This window comes from Pandoraea pnomenusa (assembly GCF_040391475.1).
GTDB lineage: Bacteria > Pseudomonadota > Gammaproteobacteria > Burkholderiales > Burkholderiaceae > Pandoraea > Pandoraea pnomenusa_C.
Genome location: NZ_JBEBXS010000034.1, coordinates 1 through 17143, shown reverse-complemented (window position 1 = coordinate 17143; position 17143 = coordinate 1). Strand labels below are relative to the sequence as shown.

14 protein-coding genes and 1 pseudogene are annotated in these 17143 nt (G+C 63.9%); 10 read left to right on the top strand and 5 right to left on the bottom strand.

From position 1 onward, the window contains the following. The first annotated feature begins 128 nt into the window (after positions 1-128). Complete coding sequence (locus tag ABWO90_RS23165) at positions 129-758, top strand: glutathione S-transferase family protein (RefSeq protein WP_353193580.1); 630 nt, start codon at positions 129-131, stop codon at positions 756-758. A 28-nt stretch (positions 759-786) separates the two neighbouring features. On the opposite strand, the gene pdxR is transcribed toward ABWO90_RS23165, so the two are convergent. After that, positions 787-2325 (bottom strand): MocR-like pyridoxine biosynthesis transcription factor PdxR, encoded by a 1539-nt coding sequence (pdxR, locus tag ABWO90_RS23160; RefSeq protein WP_353193579.1) that lies wholly within the window; start codon positions 2323-2325, stop codon positions 787-789. Between the two features lie 296 nt (positions 2326-2621). Between pdxR and tauA the strand changes: the two genes are divergently transcribed. The 4 genes from tauA to ABWO90_RS23140 all read left to right on the top strand — a co-directional run bounded on the left by tauA (position 2622) and on the right by ABWO90_RS23140 (position 7165). Further along, complete coding sequence (tauA, locus tag ABWO90_RS23155) at positions 2622-3677, top strand: taurine ABC transporter substrate-binding protein (RefSeq protein WP_353193578.1); 1056 nt, start codon at positions 2622-2624, stop codon at positions 3675-3677. Between the two features lie 80 nt (positions 3678-3757). Continuing rightward, positions 3758-4582 carry a taurine ABC transporter ATP-binding protein gene (locus ABWO90_RS23150; protein WP_353193577.1) on the top strand — a complete coding sequence of 275 codons (825 nt, stop codon included), beginning with the start codon at positions 3758-3760 and terminating at the stop codon, positions 4580-4582. Between the two features lie 22 nt (positions 4583-4604). Next, positions 4605-5531, top strand: coding sequence for an ABC transporter permease subunit (locus tag ABWO90_RS23145; RefSeq protein WP_502922684.1), 927 nt, complete (start codon positions 4605-4607; stop codon positions 5529-5531). 230 nt (positions 5532-5761) lie between these two features. After that, a complete protein-coding gene (locus tag ABWO90_RS23140; RefSeq protein ID WP_353193576.1) occupies positions 5762-7165 on the top strand; it encodes an amino acid permease in 1404 nt (467 codons plus the stop codon). A 69-nt stretch (positions 7166-7234) separates the two neighbouring features. On the opposite strand, the gene ABWO90_RS23135 is transcribed toward ABWO90_RS23140, so the two are convergent. From ABWO90_RS23135 to ABWO90_RS23120, 4 genes are all read right to left on the bottom strand, one after another. Next, positions 7235-8203: a CobW family GTP-binding protein gene (locus tag ABWO90_RS23135; protein ID WP_353193575.1), complete on the bottom strand. Its 969-nt coding sequence runs from the start codon at positions 8201-8203 to the stop codon at positions 7235-7237. Between the two features lie 32 nt (positions 8204-8235). Next, positions 8236-9924, bottom strand: a complete 1689-nt coding sequence (locus ABWO90_RS23130; protein ID WP_353193574.1) for an amidohydrolase — start codon at positions 9922-9924, stop codon at positions 8236-8238. Beyond that, positions 9921-11345, bottom strand: coding sequence for a sodium:solute symporter family protein (locus ABWO90_RS23125; protein WP_353193573.1), 1425 nt, complete (start codon positions 11343-11345; stop codon positions 9921-9923). Before ABWO90_RS23125 ends, ABWO90_RS23130 begins: the two co-directional genes overlap by 4 nt. Positions 11346-11466: 121 nt before the next feature. Then, positions 11467-11667: a DUF3311 domain-containing protein gene (locus ABWO90_RS23120; RefSeq protein WP_353193572.1), complete on the bottom strand. Its 201-nt coding sequence runs from the start codon at positions 11665-11667 to the stop codon at positions 11467-11469. A gap of 216 nt (positions 11668-11883) precedes the next feature. On the opposite strand from ABWO90_RS23120, the gene ABWO90_RS23115 reads away from it, so the two are divergent. From ABWO90_RS23115 to ABWO90_RS23095, 5 genes and pseudogenes are all read left to right on the top strand, one after another. Further along, on the top strand, positions 11884-13317 hold the full coding sequence (locus ABWO90_RS23115; protein ID WP_353193571.1) for an NAD(P)/FAD-dependent oxidoreductase: 1434 nt from the start codon (positions 11884-11886) through the stop codon (positions 13315-13317). 70 nt (positions 13318-13387) lie between these two features. Next, the gene (locus tag ABWO90_RS23110; RefSeq protein WP_353193570.1) at positions 13388-13777 is read left to right on the top strand and encodes a nuclear transport factor 2 family protein; all 390 of its coding nucleotides are present in this window, start codon (positions 13388-13390) and stop codon (positions 13775-13777) included. A gap of 177 nt (positions 13778-13954) precedes the next feature. After that, the gene (gene xsc / locus ABWO90_RS23105) at positions 13955-15787 is read left to right on the top strand and encodes a sulfoacetaldehyde acetyltransferase (RefSeq protein WP_502922683.1); all 1833 of its coding nucleotides are present in this window, start codon (positions 13955-13957) and stop codon (positions 15785-15787) included. Between the two features lie 75 nt (positions 15788-15862). Then, on the top strand, positions 15863-16903 hold the full coding sequence (gene pta / locus ABWO90_RS23100; protein ID WP_353193569.1) for a phosphate acetyltransferase: 1041 nt from the start codon (positions 15863-15865) through the stop codon (positions 16901-16903). Further along, positions 16900-17143, top strand: a pseudogene (locus tag ABWO90_RS23095) (hypothetical protein); the annotation flags it as partial. The gene pta and the pseudogene ABWO90_RS23095, both read left to right, overlap by 4 nt.

Below are 17143 nucleotides of genomic sequence, written 5' to 3'. Positions count from 1 at the left end.
ATGCTGACCGCCTCTGTTCTGCCCGACGCAGGCACGATCTGTATCTGTTCCGAGCACCCCTTTCCCGCCTAGAATCGGGCTGTCGGACAATCCCGTCCTCCGCATCCGTCCCTCGATCAAGGTGCCTCATGCTCCGCATTCTCGGCAGACCGTCGTCCATCAATGTACGCAAGGTGTTGTGGCTGAGCCATGAGCTCGGTCTGCCGTTCGTGAACGAACCGTGGGGCGATGGCGATGCGTCGCGCACGCTGGACAATCCCGCATTCGCCGCGCTAAATCCGAACCTGATGGTGCCGGTCATCGAAGACGACGGCTTCGTGATGTGGGAGTCCAACAGCATCCTGCGCTATCTGGTCACCTCGCGCGGGCGCACCGATCTGTATCCGGTCGCCCCCCGCGAGCGCGCCCGTCTCGACCAGTGGATCGACTGGCAAGCCACCGATCTGAACTGGTACTGGCGATATCCGTTCATGTCGCTGGTACGTCGCTCCCCCGACTATGGCGATGCTCGCGCCCTTGCCAGCAGTATCGAGCGCTGGAGCGGCCTGATGCGCGTCCTCGATCGTCAGTTGCAGGCGACGCAAGCGTTCGTGGCCGGCGACGCCTTCACGCTCGCCGACATCCCCATCGGCCTGTCGGTACATCGCTGGTTCAGCGTGCCCATCGATCACCCGCCCCTGGAAGGCGTTTCGGCCTACTACGAACGGCTCTCCACACGGGAAGGCTTCCGACTCTACGGCCGCAACGGCGCTCCCTGAGGCCTTGCCCGGGACAGGGTGGCTACCGCTACGCCTGCGCCGCCATCGTCTCGTGCATGACCTGCGCCAGCGCCACGATTCCCGCCTCGATGTGTTCGAGGCGGATCGACGAGAAACCCAGCCGGAACATGTTTCGCGGTGGCGTGTCCCCCATGAAGAACACATCCCCCGGCTCGATCAGAATGCCGCGCGACTTCGCCCGGGCGGCCAGCGCATTGGCATTGAGCGAGTCCGGTCCGCGTACCCAGCACGACGCCCCGCCCTTCACCTGCACGAACGACACCTCCGGCATGTGCGTGGCGAGCGCAGCGCTCAACACTTCCGCGCGCTTCGCATAAGTGTCGGCCAGACGGCGCAACAGCGCGTCGTGGTGCCCCAGCGCGAGGAACATCGAAAAGGAACGCTGAATGAAGGCCGACGGATGGCGGATCATCAGGCGTCGCAACGCGCGCAGCTCGGCCACCAGCGCCGCCGGCGCCACGATGTAGCCTAGCCGCAACCCCGGCGCGAACGACTTCGACAGACTCCCGATGTAGATCACGCGATCGCTGCGGTCCAGGCTCTTGAGCGCCGGAATCGGGATGTCCGAATAACTGTTCTCGCTTTCGTAGTCGTCTTCGATCACAACGAAGTCGTCGGTCTCGGCCCGGCGCAGCAGCGCCTCCCGATGCGCCAGCGGCATCGTCGTCGTGGTCGGACACTGGTGCGATGGCGTGACGTAGACGTAATCGCACTGCGACAGACGTTCGTCGACCGGCAGGCCGTGCTCGTCAACCGACAGGCCGACAAGCTTCGGTGTGCGAATGGCAAAGATATTGCGCGCGTCGGGATAGCCCGGGTCCTCGATGCCGACCGTCGTGCGCGCACCGACCAGCAGGTCGGCCAGCAGATACAGTGCCTGCTGCGCACCATTGGTGAGCACGATCTCGTCGGCGTCCGCCCAGACACCCCGGCGCGGCAGCACGCGGGTGCGAATCTGCTGGATCAGCGTCTCGTCGTCGCGGGCGATCATGTCCGGCGCCCAGTCGCGAATCTCCATGACCGTGAGTGCCTTCTGGCAACACTCGCGCCAGTCGGCCGTCGGGAACATCGTCGGGTCGAACTGCCCGTAGATGAACGGGTACTGGTATTGCTGCCAGTCGACCGGCTTGACGATGTTGCGCTGCACCGAAGGCCGCACCACGTAGCGCCCCTCCCAGTCGGGCGTGGACGGATCCAGCGGTGCAATGGTGCCAGCGTCGGGCTCGGTGGTATCTCTCTGCGCCCCGCTTTGCGACCCGACGCGCGGCGCGAGGATGTCGCCATTGACGAAGTACCCACGCCGTTCTCGCGCGATCAGGTACCCCTCGTCGACCAACTGCTGGTAGGCCAGCACCACCGTGTTGCGCGCCACGCCCAGCCCTTCGGCCAGTTCGCGCGACGACGGCACGGCCGCACCGCGCATCAGGCGCTCGTCCAGAATGGCCGACACCAGCATCTGACGTATCTGGCTCTGCAGACTCATGCCGGCACGTGCCGACACCAGAAACAACTGGTTCCACATCGCCGCTGAAATCCGGCTCGACATCGCGCCTCCCGCTTCTTGTCACTTCCAGAGCGTCAATTATTACTCATCAAGCGGTGACGTTAATTCCGAATTCGGGTTTATCCGCAGTCCGGGCGAATCTCGTCGAAATCCAGCATTCATGCGGCTTTCGAGACGATTCAGTCCCGACTGGACCAGTTGGCATCATCAAATACGGCCAACTGGCTCTAACGAACAAAAATGCGCGCGGCAATGATGCAGTCACTTGACGCGTATCTGAAACGCCAAATGCGTCAATCCGAGTGTTCCATCGAAAACTTCCCGATTAGAGGTGAACCATGAATGGACTTCCGAACCGGCTGCGACGGGTGTTCGCTGCCACAGCATTGGCGGCAGCGGCATTGCCTGCCGCCCTGACGCTCGGATTGACGGTGCCCGCCACGGCACAGGCGCAGGAAAAAGAGGTGACGATCGCCTACCAGCAGATCGTCGATCCCTGGCTGGTCGCCATCGCCAGCGGCGAGTTCGAGAAGGCGACCGGCTACAAGATCCACTGGCGCCAGTTCGAGTCGGGTGCCAAGGTCGCCACGGCGCTCGCGTCGGGTGACATCAAGATCGGTGTGCTCGGTTCCAGCCCGATGGCGGCGGCCGTCTCGCAGGGCCTCGACCTGCAACTGTTCTGGATTCTCGACGACATCAACCAGGCCGAAGCGATGGTCGTGCGCAATGCCTCGAACATCAAGTCGCCGGCCGACCTGAAGGGCAAGAAGATCGGCGTGCCGTTCGTCTCGACCACGCACTACCACACCATGTACGCGCTTCAGCGTTGGGGCATCAAGCCGACCGAAGTGCAGGTGCTGAACATGCAGCCCAACCAGATCGTGGCGGCGTGGGAGCGTGGCGATATCGACGCGGCTTACGTGTGGGATCCGGCGCTCGCCCAGATCAAGCAGAGCGGTCACGTGCTCATCACGTCGGGCGAGTTGACGAAGGCCGGCAAGCCGACCTTCGACGGCATTGCCGTGGATCGCAAGTGGGGTGAGGCGAACGCCGACTTCATGGCGAAGTTCGTCAAGGTGATCGCCGATGCCGACGCGGCCTATCGTCAGAATCAGGCCGCATGGACGCCCGCCTCGCCGCAGGTCAAGGCGATCGTGAAGATGATCGGCGGCAAACCGGAAGACGTTCCCGGTGCGCTCTCCCTGTACGCCTACCCGTCGGCACAACAGCAAGCGTCGGGCGAATGGCTCGGCGGCAAGGACAGCCGCGCGGCCAAGGCGCTCAAGGACACCGCCGACTTCCTGAAGGGTCAGCAGAAAATCAACGCCGTGAAGAGCGACTATGCGCCGTACGTCACCTCGCGCTACGTCGACGCCGCACTCAAACTGAAGTAAGCCGTACCGGGGCCGCTGCGCCGGAAGTCTGCGGCGCAGTCGCCCCTCCCCGATCGCTCGATCGACAGGAGAAGGGCTTCATGGAACAACTCATCGTCAACGACGTCAGCGTCGTGTATCCCGGCCGGCGTCCCGGCGAGCAGGTGCAGGCGCTCGCCCATGTCGACCTGACCATCGCACCCGGCGATTTCGTGGTGGCGCTCGGCGCCTCGGGTTGCGGCAAGACCACGCTGCTCAGTCTGATGGCCGGCTTCATCGCCCCCACCTCCGGTGAACTGCTGCTCGGCGACGCGCCCATCGAAGGTCCCGGCGCCGATCGCGGCGTGGTGTTCCAGAAGCACGCGCTGCTGCCCTGGCTGAACGTGATGGAAAACACCGAGTTCGGCCTGAAGCTGCAGGGCGTACCGAAGACAGAGCGACGTGCACTTGCGGCGCGCAACCTCTCGCTCGTCGGCCTGCAGGACTTCCACAACCACATGATCTATCAGCTCTCGGGCGGCATGCAGCAGCGGGTGGGCATTGCGCGCGCGCTCACGTGCAATCCGTCGATGCTGCTCATGGACGAGCCGATGGCCGCGCTCGACGCCCTCACGCGCGAAACCATTCAGGAACTGCTGCTCGACGTATGGCGCGAGACGCAGAAGATGATCTTCTTCATTACGCACAGCGTGGAAGAGGCGCTCTTTCTGGCGAGCCGCCTGATCGTGATGTCGCCGCGCCCGGGTCGCATCACGCACACCTACGAACTCGACTTCAACAAGCGCTATCTCGAGTCCCGCGATGCGCGCGCCATCAAGTCGAGCCCCGATTTCATCGCCATGCGCGAGACCGTGCTCAGCATCATCTACGGCGACGAGCGCGCAGGTCAGACGGCAACGTCCGACGCCAACGCTGTCGCGGCCTGATGCCGCAGGAGATGTTGCCATCATGATGACCAAACCCGTCACGACGCCTGGCACCGGTATGCCCCGCCCGGCCTCCCCCGCCTCACCCGCGTCTTCGCCCCGCCCGCCGCGTCAACGCGGGTGGTTCGCCCGCCTGTTCGCGCCGCGCCCGGTCAAGGCCGGCGAATCGTTTGGCGCGCCCGGACAAGGTCCCAGCCTGCTCATCAGCATCGTGACCGTGATCGCCCTGCTGCTGCTGTGGGTCGCCATTACGTCCTCCGGCATGATCAAACCGCTGTTCCTGCCGGGTCCGCGTGCCATCGTCGAGAAATTCATTCAGGTCTCGACCGAAGGTTTTGCCGGATCGACGCTGTGGCAACACACGCTCGCGAGCCTCTACCGCGTGTTCGGCGCCTTTGCACTGGCTTGCGTGACGGCGATTCCGGTCGGCATTCTGATGGGCGTGTCGCGCATTGCGCGCGGGGTCTTCGATCCGCCCATCGAGTTCTATCGTCCCCTGCCGCCGCTGGCCTACTTGCCGCTCGTCATCATCTGGTTCGGTATCGGCGAGTTCTCGAAAGTCTTCCTCATTTACCTGGCCATCTTCGCCCCGCTCGCCATCGCCGCACGTGCCGGCGTGCGCTCGGTCTCGATGGAACAGATTCACGCGGCATATTCGATGGGCGCTTCCCCGCGCCAGATCGTCATGCACGTGATCGTGAAGTCCGCGTTGCCGGAGATCTTTACCGGCATGCGTATCGGCATCGGTGTGGGCTGGACCACGCTGGTGGCCGCCGAAATGGTCGCAGCATCGAGCGGCCTCGGCTTCATGGTGCTCAACGCGGCGGAGTTCCTCGCGTCTGACATCGTGATCATGGGGATCATCGTGATCGGCTTCTTCGCTTTCGGTTTCGATCTGATCATGCGCCATCTCGAGCGCGTGCTGGTGCCCTGGAAAGGCAAGGTCTGACAAGGCAGTTGCGGTCCGTTGGTCATCACAAAAGACGCAGGGCGGCTCCCCCGGCCGCACCTGCCGTCGAATAAGGCATTCAGGAGGTTGTGTGGCAGTCGAGACATTGGTTGTTTCCCCCCATGTAGTCCCATTCTTCCCATCCCCCGTTTTCCGTAGCGCCCGGCACTCCCCCCGCGTCGTCGCAGCGGCGCGCGCCGACTACGCCGATGCATGCACGGGAGGTCGTCATGGCCGATCGTGACAGCGGAACGCATCTCCAATCGAGTCTGAAGCAACGGCACATGAGCATGATCGCGCTCGGTGGCGTGATCGGCGCGGGCCTTTTCGTCGGCAGTGGCGTTGTCGTGCACGCGGCCGGTCCGGCTGCGGTGCTCTCCTTCCTGATTACCGGCGCGCTGGTGGTGCTGGTCATGCGCATGCTCGGCGAGATGGCCTGCGCCCTGCCTGCCGTCGGCTCGTTCTACGAATACGCGCGCCTCGCGTGGAACGACAAACCCGTGGGTGGCGAGCTGGCCGGTTTTCTCACCGGCTGGATGTATTGGTACTTCTGGGTCATCGTGGTTGCCGTCGAAGCCGTGGCAGGCGCCAATCTGATCCAGTTCTGGTTGCCGGACATTCCCGCCTGGGCCATCAGCCTCACCCTGCTGGTCGTGCTGACGCTGACGAATCTGGTGTCGGTGGCGTCGTACGGCGAATTCGAGTTCTGGTTCGCTTCGATCAAGGTGGCCGCCATCGTCGTGTTCCTGTTCCTCGGCGCGCTCTTCGTGTTCGGCATGTGGCCCGGCGCGGTTGCGAGCACCGGCCATCTGCTCTCGCACGGCGGGTTCATGCCGAACGGCATCGGTCCCGTGATGGCTGGCGCGGTCGCCGCGACCGGCTTCTACTTCGGCGCGGAGATCGTGACGATTGCCGCAGCGGAAGCCGCCGAGCCGCAACAGGCCGTGGCGCGCGCGACCAATTCGGTGATCGGCCGGGTGCTGTTCTTCTACATCGGCTCGATCCTGCTGGTCGTGATGCTGGTGCCCTGGAATTCCGCGGGCATGGCAACGCCGTATGTGAGCGCACTCGAAGCGATGCGTATTCCGGCGGCCGCGCACATCATGAATGCGGTGGTGCTTACGGCGGTGCTCTCAGCGCTGAACTCCGGCCTGTACGCGTCGTCGCGGATGTTGTTCGCACTGACGCGTCGCGGCGATGCCCCACGGTCGCTGGCGAAGCTCAATGCACGTGGCGTGCCGGTGCGCGCGATTCTCGTCGGCACGCTGTTCGGCTATGCCGCCGTGGTGATGTCTTACGTGTCGCCCGATACCGTGTTCGCCTTCCTCGTGAATTCGTATGGCACGGTAGCGATCTTCGTGTACGTACTCATCGCGTTCTCGCAACTGAAGCTGCGCAAACGGCTCGAGCGCGAGGCCCCGGGCAAGCTCAAGGTGCGCATGTGGGGCTTTCCGTATCTCACGTGGGTGGCCATTGTCGGCATGCTGACGATCGTCGGCGCCATGGCGTTCATTCCGGATCAGCGCACGCCGCTCGCGCTCGGCGTGGCCAGCCTGACGGTCCTGCTCGTCGCGTTCACCGTGCGCTCGATCTGGCGCAAGCTGCGCGCGCCGGATCCGGGTTACGAGCTGTAAATGAATTCGGGCGATCGCGTATGCGGTCGCCCGGATTTGATCGTTCGAAGGGTATCGGTGTCAGTCGAGTCAGGAAGCCTGCAACGCATTGCGCAGCTGCGCGATCTCATCGTCCGAGAGTACCCCGATGAACACGATCGACGACGCCCGAGACGAGATCTCCGGGCGTCGCACGAATGCCACGCGCGAACCCACGGCGTGCATTTCGCTCATGCCATGCGACAAGGCGACAAACCCCTTCGCGCGCAAGAGCTTCCCCGGGAACATTGCCAAAGCGGATTTCAGACGGGTGCGATCCAGCACCGCGTCCGTCTGCCAGGCGAAGCTTCTCAGCCCTGCGGGCAAGGCGTCTCGCGTGGCGCGCAGCGGTCTCGGACGCAACAGGCCCGGCAAGGTGAACGTGTCGTCCGGGAACAGGATGGCGGGCGGCACGACGCCGTTATCCGCCCTGACGACGATCTTCGTGGCGCCAAGCGCATCGAGACGAGCCCTCACCTGCGTCAGATGGCTGTCGGAGATCAGATCGGTTTTGGTCAGCACGATCGTGCTCGCCGCCGCGATCTGCTTGCGGGCGATGTCGCCCACGTAGCGGTCGTCCAGGGTTTCCTCGATGCCGTTCGCATCGACGGCGACGACAATCCCGTGCAGCCGGAACGCGCGGTCGAGTAGCCCCACTTGCGCGATGCGCAGCGGATCGGACACACCGCTCGCTTCGATCACCAGCAAGTCGGGCCGGACCTCGCGCTCACCGAGGGCGATGAGCGTTTCGACCAGGCGTCCGCCGATGGTGCAGCATACGCAACCGTTCTCCAGACCGATCACATCGTCGCCGCGCTCACGGATGAGCGACGCGTCGATGTTGATCGATCCGAAGTCGTTCACGAGCACGGTCACGCGCAGACCGTTCGCATTGCGCAGCAGCGCGTTGACAAGCGTCGTCTTCCCCGCGCCGAGATAGCCGCCGAGGACCACCATCGGAATCGGCGCTCGCACGCCCGTCGCAGGTGCAACGGGCGTTGGGATTGGCTCGTCTGGCATGCGCGTCTCGTTCTGCGTTGTCTGCCCCGTCGTCATGCGGGCGCACGGAACACGTCGCCGCCGAGCACGGTTCCCCACACCGGCATCTGGCGCAGATCATCGACCGGAACTTCGAACGGATCGGCGTCGAGCACCGCAAAGTCGGCGTACTTGCCGACTTCGATGCTGCCGATCAGGTGGTCCATGCCCAGCGTGAACGCAGCACCCAGGGTAATCGCATGCAGTGCGTCGGCCACCGGCAACCGCAACGACTCGCCAAGCACACGGCCCGACGACGTCTCGCGCTTTGCCGCGCACCACGCGGTGAACAGCGGATTGAGTTGCGTGATCGGGGCATCGGAATGCAGCGCGAACGGTATCCCGAGCTGGCGCGCCATCTCGGCGGCATCCATTCGGTTGGCGCGATCGGGCCCCATCGTCTGCCGATAGTGCGCGTCGCCCCAGTAGTAGACGTGATTCGCAAAGAAGTTGACGCACATCCCCAGCCGCTGCGCGCGCGTGAGTTGCGCGACATCCGCCATCTGGCAGTGTTGCAGCGTGTGCCGATGGTCCGCACGCGGGTGCAACTCGAGCAGCTTTTCGATGGCGTCGAGCACGACTTCCGTGGCTTCGTCGCCGTTCGTGTGGATGTGCAGTTGCAGGCCCGCCGCGTGGAACGGCAGGAACGTCTCGACCAGTTGCGACGGCGGAATCAGCCACAAGCCGTTGGGTTTGCCGTTGTGATAGCCCGGCCAGCGAAGGCGTGCGGTGAAGCCCTGGATCGAGCCGTCGACGATGAACTTCACCGGACCGTAATGCAGTTTGTCGGTGTTACCCTCACGCGCGGTCAAGACGCGCTGCGGCCCGCCCTCCGGGCAGCGTTGCGGCGCGAATGCCGGCACGATCCGAACCGGGTACGTCGGATCGCCGGTAACCTCCCGGAGATTTGCCGTGCCGGTGGGCGTCAGGTCGTTGACGAGGTCGGTCGTGGTCGTCACCCCGGCAAGCTGCGCCACGCGCCCGAAGTTCCAGATCGCCCGCACACTCTCGCTCGCGGCAATGGACAGGCCCTCGCCGATCACCCGGTAGACGGGTAACATGGCCGCGAACTCCTGAAGCTCGCCGGTCGGCTCACCGTCCTCGCCCATGACGATCCCCTCGATGTCGGTGTCGCCATCGATGCCCGCAAGTTCGAGCATCGCGGTATTCACGTTCATCAGATGCACGCTGGCGTGGAGAATCGCGATCGGACGCGTGATCGACACACCGTCGATGTCCCTGGCGACCAGCGGCGTATCCTCGAAGAAGATCGGATCGTAGCCCCAGGCGAGCAGCGGCTTGTGATCGTCGGTCAACTTTCGCTGCGCCGCTTTCAACCGCTCCAGCACTGCCGCCGGCGTTTTCAACCCTTCCCACAGATGGCCGTCGGGGCCGCGCCGGTCGTAATAGCCGACATAGACGGCGTCCCACATCGCCCCTTCCATCAGGTGACAGTGCCCTTCCACGAGCCCGGGCATCAGCACCTTGTCTTGCAACGTTTCGATGGGTGCGGCATGGGTCCAGCGACGCATGTCGTCGGGTCCGCCGACCGCGAGAATGCGCCCGTCGCACACGGCCACGTGCGTGGCGACGGGCTGCGCCGGGTTCATCGTCAGGATCTTGCGGGCCACGTAGACGCGGATGTCCTCGTGGATCGCGGCGTTGTCGTTGCGGGTATCGGTACTATTGTCTCTGTCTGTCATTGTGACTTCTTATAGGTGGAAAGCGTGCCCACGCCCGCGTCCATCGATCCGGCGCGCCGGCCGCCGAGGATCAGGTTGAGCACCGACATCACCACGACGTTGACGATCAGGCAGATCAGCCCGAGGTTCACACCGCCGAGGTCAGGATTCTTGTAGTAAAGCACGAGGGCGAGTCCTTGTCCGGCCAGTACGCCGGCCGCGACCGCCGTTGCCCGCACGCGCATGCGGAAGACCACGGCGATGACGCCTGGCAGGAACTGCGTCACGCCGTAGTACGCCATGTTGATGAGCGTGAGCATGAGATTCGGCGTGAGGAGCGTGAGCACGATGGAGCCAAGCAGGTACAGCACGATCACGAGCTTCGAGCTTTGCTTCTGGCGATGCTCCGGCATGCCCGACAGAATGTTGCGCGTGACGATCGGACCCAATGCGAGGCAGATGCCCGCGAGCACCAGCAGCCCCGACAGTGCCGCACCGGCCGCCACCAGACCGACGAGCCACTGCGGCAGCAGCTGCGTCACGGCGGCGAAGAATGCTTCGTTGGGCGAGGCCAGCTGGATGTTCTGGCTGATCGCGTAATACGAGGCCAGCACGAGGAACGGATACATCAGCATGTAGAGCGGCATCGCGACCTGCGTGCGGCGAATCGTCGACGCGCTCTTCGCCGTGAAGAAGTTCTGCACGCCGAACGGCATCACGTACATGCCCAGCGACTGGAACACGATGGTCGTCATCGCGAACGTGAGCTGCTGCGTGCTCATCGCATTGCTCACGTGCTGGCTCGCTGCCTGGAACACGGGCGTCACGCCCGATTCCCACGCCACGGCCACACCGGTGATGACAATGGCCGCCACCATCAGCACGTCCTTGAGCACCGCGATGTAGGCCGACGCACGCACCCCCGCAATCGCGATATAGACGAATGCCAGCAACGCGGAAAAGCAGATGAGCCACAGCGGCTGGAAATTCCAGCCCAGTCCCTTGAGCGCGGCCACCAGACCGGTGAACTGCAACTGGCCCCACGGCAGCAGGAAGACGATGGCCGTCACCGCCACGACCAGTTCAAGGAAGCGATTGTTGAAGTGCCCTTTGAACAGATCGGGCAGCGTGATCGCGTTGTAGCGCTTGCCGGCGTCCCAGATCTTCGGGCCGAGGAAGTAACCGACCGGATAGGCCAGCAGGATATAGCCGAGAAACCACACGCCATACGTCGGCCCCTTGGCATAAATGCCGCCAGGGAAACCGACCATCGTGCCGATGCTGTAGATCTCACCTGCGGCGAGGAAGAACACCAGCCACGCGCCGAACTGGCGTGACGCCACGAAAAAATCGTGAACGCTTTGCGGGCCGCGTCCGCCGCGCGCGCGCAATGCGAGATAGACCGACAACAGAATGAAGCCGGCAAAGATGAGGGTTGCCATCGACGTAATCTCCGGATTTTCGAGGCCGGGCGCGGCGGGTCATCGGGGGGACCGGGCCGCACCCGCAGAGGCACGACGCCTGCCGGCGTGTGCCACGAGGGGCATTAGGCGATGCGCGGGATCAGGCCGGTTCTTCGGCGGCGTGCCGGTCGAAGAGCATCCAGCACACCCAAAGGCAGCCGGACGTCAGCACGAACCACAAAAAGATCCAGCCATAAATAAACGGCACGCCGAACAGGTAGCGTTCGACGGAAGCTGCCCAAGGCAGCAAACCCACCACACCGAGATACGGCAATCCAAGGCCAATCAACAATCTGAGCATGTCCTGTCTCCACTGTTCTGGCCCAGTATCCCCAGCCAAAAATCGCGCCGTTTAGAGCCACATGGCAGAAAACTGTGGTGCCAGAGATGTGTTCACACCGCGCCGGAAACGCTGCGGCCGTAGTGCTTTTCGCTGGCACCATCACAAAGCGCCGGTGGTACTAATCCCGCGAAAATGTTCTTGGCAGTATTGGCTCATTTCCGTCAGGAGCCTACCGTGGGTACGATTGAATCCTTCGCGCTGGATCGCCGCTCCGAAGCTGCGCCATACGATCCGCTTTACGATCCGCTTGTCTCGTCCAGTCCCGGTCTCGGGATGGAGTACGCCCCCACCTACTGGGTCGCCACCGCCGGTGAGCCGCCCGAAGACGACGGGCCCCTGCCCGGCGATGCCGACGTCGACGTAGTCATCGTCGGTGCAGGCTTCACCGGCTTGTCTACCGCCCTCTTCCTCGCTCGCGAACACGGCATCCGGGCCACGGTGCTCGAAGCCAATCGCACTTGCTGGGGTTGCACCAGCCGTAACGGCGGCCAGGGCCAGAACGCGAGCGGACGACTCTATCGCTCGCAGTGGATCGCACGCTGGGGCAAGGAAACGGCACTGCGTCTGGACGCCGAGATCCGCGAAGGCTTCAACACCTTCAAGTCGCTCATCGCCGAAGTACCCGAGTGCGACCCGCAACCGGGTGGCCATCTCTATATCGCACACCGCGATCGCAAGATGGCGTTCCTGCGCAACGAAGCGAAGGTCATGCGCGACGTATTCGGTTACGACACGCGCATTCTCTCGCGCGCCGAGGTCAGCGAGCAGTACGTCGACGATCAGGAAAACTGCGGCGCGCTGCACGAGCCGGACGGCATTGGCGTGCATCCGCTCAAGCTCGCGTTCGGCTATCTGCGCATGGCCCGCGCCCTCGGTGCCCGTGTGCATCCGTCCACCCCCGTGCTGGGTGTCGAGACGATCAACGGCATGCATCACGTGCGCACGCCGCGCGGCGTGGTGCGCGCCAAGGCCGTGGCATTCGCCACGGGCGGCTATACGCGCAACGATGTGACGAAAGCGCTGCGCGCCAAGATCATGCCGATCCTGTCGAACTCGCTCGTCACGCGTGTGCTCACGCCCGACGAAATCGCCGCGACGAACTTCCGCACGCACGAAGTCATTACCGACACGCGCACACTGCGCTACTACTACCGCCTGCTGCCGGACAACCGTCTGCAGATCGGAAGCCGCAGCTCGATCACGGGCGCCGATGCGACAAATCCGAAACACATGGCGGTGCTCGTCGAGGGACTCCATCGCAAGTTTCCGGCGCTCAAGGGCATTCGCATCGACTACTCGTGGTGGGGCTGGGTCGACGTGAGCCACGACATGATGCCGCGCGTCACGCAACCCGATCCACGCCAGAACCTTTTCTACGCCGTGGGCTACGGCGGCAACGGCGTGTCGTTCTCGGCCCATGCCGGACGCCGCCTCGCGCAGCGCATCGCCGGACAACGCGACCCGTCGTGGGATCTGCCGATCTACGACTCCGCACTGCAATACCCGAACGTCTTCGGCGCGGTGCAGTGGCAGGGCTTCGCGCCGTTCCGACGGATCGGCCAGCGCTTCCTCTATCAGCGATACCACGCGCAAGACGAAGCGCGTTGAGACCGACCGAGCGCCGACTGGCGACCCCGAATTGGCCCCCTTTTACTTCCGCTTCATTTTGGAACCTGCAATGACGACTCAGAACGAATCCGCCGATATCCAGTTGCTCACGACGTTCAACGACGCCTGGAATCGTCACGACATCGACGCCCTCATGGCCTGCATGACCGACAACTGCGTATTCCACGCGGTCGCCGGCCCCGACATGCTGGGCCGCACGTTCGAAGGGCGCGACGCCGTGCGCGCCGCGTTCCAGTCCGCATGGGAAAACTTCCCCGATGCCTCGTGGACGGAAGGCGTGCATTTCGTCACCGGCAATCGCGCCGTGTCCGAATCGACGTTCCGCGGCACGAAGGCCGACGGCTCGCGTGTCGAGGCCCGCATGGTCGATGTCTTCACCCTGCGCGACGGGAAGATCGAAGTGAAGAACGCGTTCCGCAAGGATCGACCGGCGTTCTGATGTCGCCCACGCACCCTCGCGGTTTCAGGGCATCGCCAAGGTCAATGCAAATTTTCAATACAAAACGTACCAAATAATAAAAATACCGATTGACCACGGCAGACAGATCACCTAGATTTTCACTTACGCAATGAAATCGGAATTATTTGTTCCGTTTATTTTTCACTGGAGACACCCATGAACGCCAAAGATCCGGCTACGGCCACCCAGCAAATGACGGCCTCCGACGCCGGTCCTCAAACGATGACGCCCTCGGAGGCGTTCGTCGAAACGATGGTCGCCAACGGCGTCAGCGAGATGTTCGGCATCATGGGCTCGGCCTTCATGGACGCAATGGACATCTTCGCGCCGGCCGGCATCCGTCTGATTCCGGTCGTGCACGAACAGGGCGCCGGCCACATGGCCGACGGTTACGCTCGCGTGTCGGGTCGTCACGGTGTCGTGATCGGCCAGAACGGCCCCGGCATCAGCAACTGCGTGACGGCCATCGCCGCCGCGTACTGGGCCCATAGCCCGGTCGTGATCGTGACGCCGGAAGCGGGCACGATGGGTATCGGCCTCGGCGGCTTCCAGGAAGCGAAGCAACTGCCGATGTTCCAGGAGTTCACGAAGTATCAGGGCCACGTGACGCACCCGGCCCGCATGGCCGAATTCACCGGCCGCTGCTTCGATCGCGCGATGGCAGAAATGGGCCCGACGCAGCTCAACATTCCGCGCGACTACTTCTACGGCCAGATCAAGGCCGAGATTCCGCGTCCGCAACGCCTGGATCGCGGCGCCGGTGGCGACGAGCGTCTGAACGAAGCGGCCGAGCTGCTGGCCAACGCCAAGTTCCCGGTCATCATCTCGGGCGGCGGCGTGGTCATGGCCGACGCTGTCGAGGAATGCAAGGCCCTCGCCGAGCGTCTGGGCGCACCGGTCGTCAACAGCTATCTGCATAACGACTCCTTCCCGGCCAATCACCCGCTGTGGTGCGGCCCGCTCGGCTATCAGGGCTCGAAGGCCGCAATGAAGCTGCTGGCACAGGCCGATGTGGTCGTGGCCCTCGGCTCGCGTCTCGGACCGTTCGGCACACTGCCGCAGCACGGCATGGACTACTGGCCGAAGAACGCCAAGATCATTCAGATCGACGCCGATCACAAGATGCTGGGCCTCGTGAAGAAGATCTCGGTGGGCATCTGCGGCGACGCGAAGGCTGCCGCGATTGCCCTGTCGCAGCGTCTGTCCGAACGCACGCTCGTGTGCGACGCCACGCGTGCCGCGCGTGCCGATCAGATCGCGACGGAAAAGGCTGCGTGGGAGAAGGAACTCGACGAGTGGACCCACGAACGCGATCCGTACAGCCTCGACATGATCGAGGAACAGAAGCAGGAGAAGACGTTCAACGGCGGCGAGTATCTGCATCCGCGTCAGGTGCTGCGCGAGCTGGAAAAGGCGATGCCGGAAGACGTCATGGTCTCGACCGACATCGGCAACATCAACTCGGTGGCCAACAGCTACCTGCGCTTCAACAAGCCGCGCAGCTTCTTCGCGGCAATGAGCTGGGGCAACTGCGGCTACGCGTTTCCGACGATCATCGGCGCCAAGGTCGCCGCACCGCACCGTCCGGCCATCTCCTACGCCGGTGACGGCGCATGGGGCATGAGCCTGATGGAGACGCTCACCTGTGTACGTCACAACATTCCGGTCACGGCCGTGGTGTTCCACAACCGTCAGTGGGGTGCGGAGAAGAAGAACCAGGTGGACTTCTACAACCGCCGCTTCGTCGCGGGCGAGCTGGAGAGCCCGAGCTTCGCGAACATCGCGCGCGCGATGGGTGCCGAGGGCATCGTGGTCGATCGTCTGGAAGACGTCGGCCCGGCGCTCAAGAAGGCCATCGACCGCCAGATGAATCACGGCAAGACGACGATCATCGAAATCATGTGCACCCGCGAGCTGGGCGATCCGTTCCGCCGCGACGCACTGTCAAAGCCGGTGCGCACGCTCGACAAGTACAAGGATTACGTCTGAGCACCTGAGGTTGATCGTGTTACAGCGCTCCCGGCTCTGTGGGTGCCGGGGGCGCTTTTTTATTTTTTCGACATCATGAAAGCCATCCATCGCATCATCGATACGGCGCACCGCGCACCGATGCGCATCGTGCTGTGCGAATCGGAAGACGAACGGGTCCTGAGTGCCGCCGCCCGTGCCACGCGCGAGGGGATCGCGCGCATCGTGCTCGTGGGCGATATCGGCAAGACACAACGCGCCGCCGATGCAGCTCGCATCGATCTCGCCGGCATGGAACTGATCGATCCCGCTACGTCGGACATGACCGACGCGTTCACCGAGACATGGCACGGCCTGCGCGCAAAGAAGGGCATGACACGCGCACAGGCCGGTGAGGAAATGCGCACGCCGCTGGGCTTCGCCAACATGATGGTGCGGCTCGGGCACGCCGACGGCTCGGTGGCCGGGGCCGTCAACACCACCGCAGACGTGGTGCGCATGGCGATCCAGATCATCGGGATTCAACCGTCGTTCCAACTCGTGTCGAGCTTCTTCCTGATGATGCTCTGCGAGCCGTTCCACACCATGAAGGGCGGCCTGATCTTCTCGGACTGCGCGCTCGTCGTCGATCCCGATGCCGCGCAGTTGGCCCAGATCGCGCTGGCCGCGGCCGATAGTGCCAACGCCCTGCTGATGGAACCACCGCGCGTGGCCATGCTGTCCTTCTCGACCAGCGGCAGCGCCCGGCACGCGGCCGTCGACAAGGTGGTCGAAGCCACCCGTCTCGTCAAGGAAGCCCGGCCTCAACTGGCCATCGACGGCGACGTGCAACTCGACGCCGCCATCGTCTCGGAGATCGCACAGCGCAAGGTCGTGCATTCGCAGGTCGAGGGACACGCCAATACGTTGATCTTCCCGAATCTCGATGCGGGCAACATCGGCTACAAGCTGGCCGAACGCATCGGCGGCGCAAAGGCCATCGGTCCGCTGTTGCAGGGGCTGAATCGCCCGGCGAACGACCTCTCGCGAGGATGCAGCGCCGACGACATCTATTACGTGATCGGGGTCACCTGCGTGCAGGCGCAGGCGGCCCGCGCCAAACTGACCGGAACGCCGGCGCCGGCCATGCGAGGATGACGCTGCACGTCGCGTTGGGCTACTTGCCGCTGATGCTGTTGCTGGGCTTCGCCACGTACTTCCAGACAGTCACGGGTTTCGGGTTGGGCATGATCGTGCTCGGCGGCGCGAGCGGATTCGGCCTCGCGCCGGTCGCCAGCGTGGCCATTCTCGTGAGTCTGGTCACGCTGGTGAACAGCGCGCTGGCCCTGCCGGGCACGTTGCATCACATCGACTGGCGTGCGGTGCGCGCGGCGACGC

Coding starts and splice junctions, on each gene's coding strand:
- pdxR (WP_353193579.1), bottom strand. CDS start 2,325: ATGTCGAGCCGGATTTCAGCGGCGATGTGGAACCAGTTGTTTCTGGTG.
- tauA (WP_353193578.1), top strand. CDS start 2,622: ATGAATGGACTTCCGAACCGGCTGCGACGGGTGTTCGCTGCCACAGCA.
- ABWO90_RS23165 (WP_353193580.1), top strand. CDS start 129: ATGCTCCGCATTCTCGGCAGACCGTCGTCCATCAATGTACGCAAGGTG.
- xsc (WP_502922683.1), top strand. CDS start 13,955: ATGAACGCCAAAGATCCGGCTACGGCCACCCAGCAAATGACGGCCTCC.
- ABWO90_RS23135 (WP_353193575.1), bottom strand. CDS start 8,203: ATGCCAGACGAGCCAATCCCAACGCCCGTTGCACCTGCGACGGGCGTG.
- ABWO90_RS23140 (WP_353193576.1), top strand. CDS start 5,762: ATGGCCGATCGTGACAGCGGAACGCATCTCCAATCGAGTCTGAAGCAA.
- ABWO90_RS23145 (WP_502922684.1), top strand. CDS start 4,605: ATGATGACCAAACCCGTCACGACGCCTGGCACCGGTATGCCCCGCCCG.
- ABWO90_RS23150 (WP_353193577.1), top strand. CDS start 3,758: ATGGAACAACTCATCGTCAACGACGTCAGCGTCGTGTATCCCGGCCGG.
- ABWO90_RS23130 (WP_353193574.1), bottom strand. CDS start 9,924: ATGACAGACAGAGACAATAGTACCGATACCCGCAACGACAACGCCGCG.
- ABWO90_RS23120 (WP_353193572.1), bottom strand. CDS start 11,667: ATGCTCAGATTGTTGATTGGCCTTGGATTGCCGTATCTCGGTGTGGTG.
- pta (WP_353193569.1), top strand. CDS start 15,863: ATGAAAGCCATCCATCGCATCATCGATACGGCGCACCGCGCACCGATG.
- ABWO90_RS23110 (WP_353193570.1), top strand. CDS start 13,388: ATGACGACTCAGAACGAATCCGCCGATATCCAGTTGCTCACGACGTTC.
- ABWO90_RS23125 (WP_353193573.1), bottom strand. CDS start 11,345: ATGGCAACCCTCATCTTTGCCGGCTTCATTCTGTTGTCGGTCTATCTC.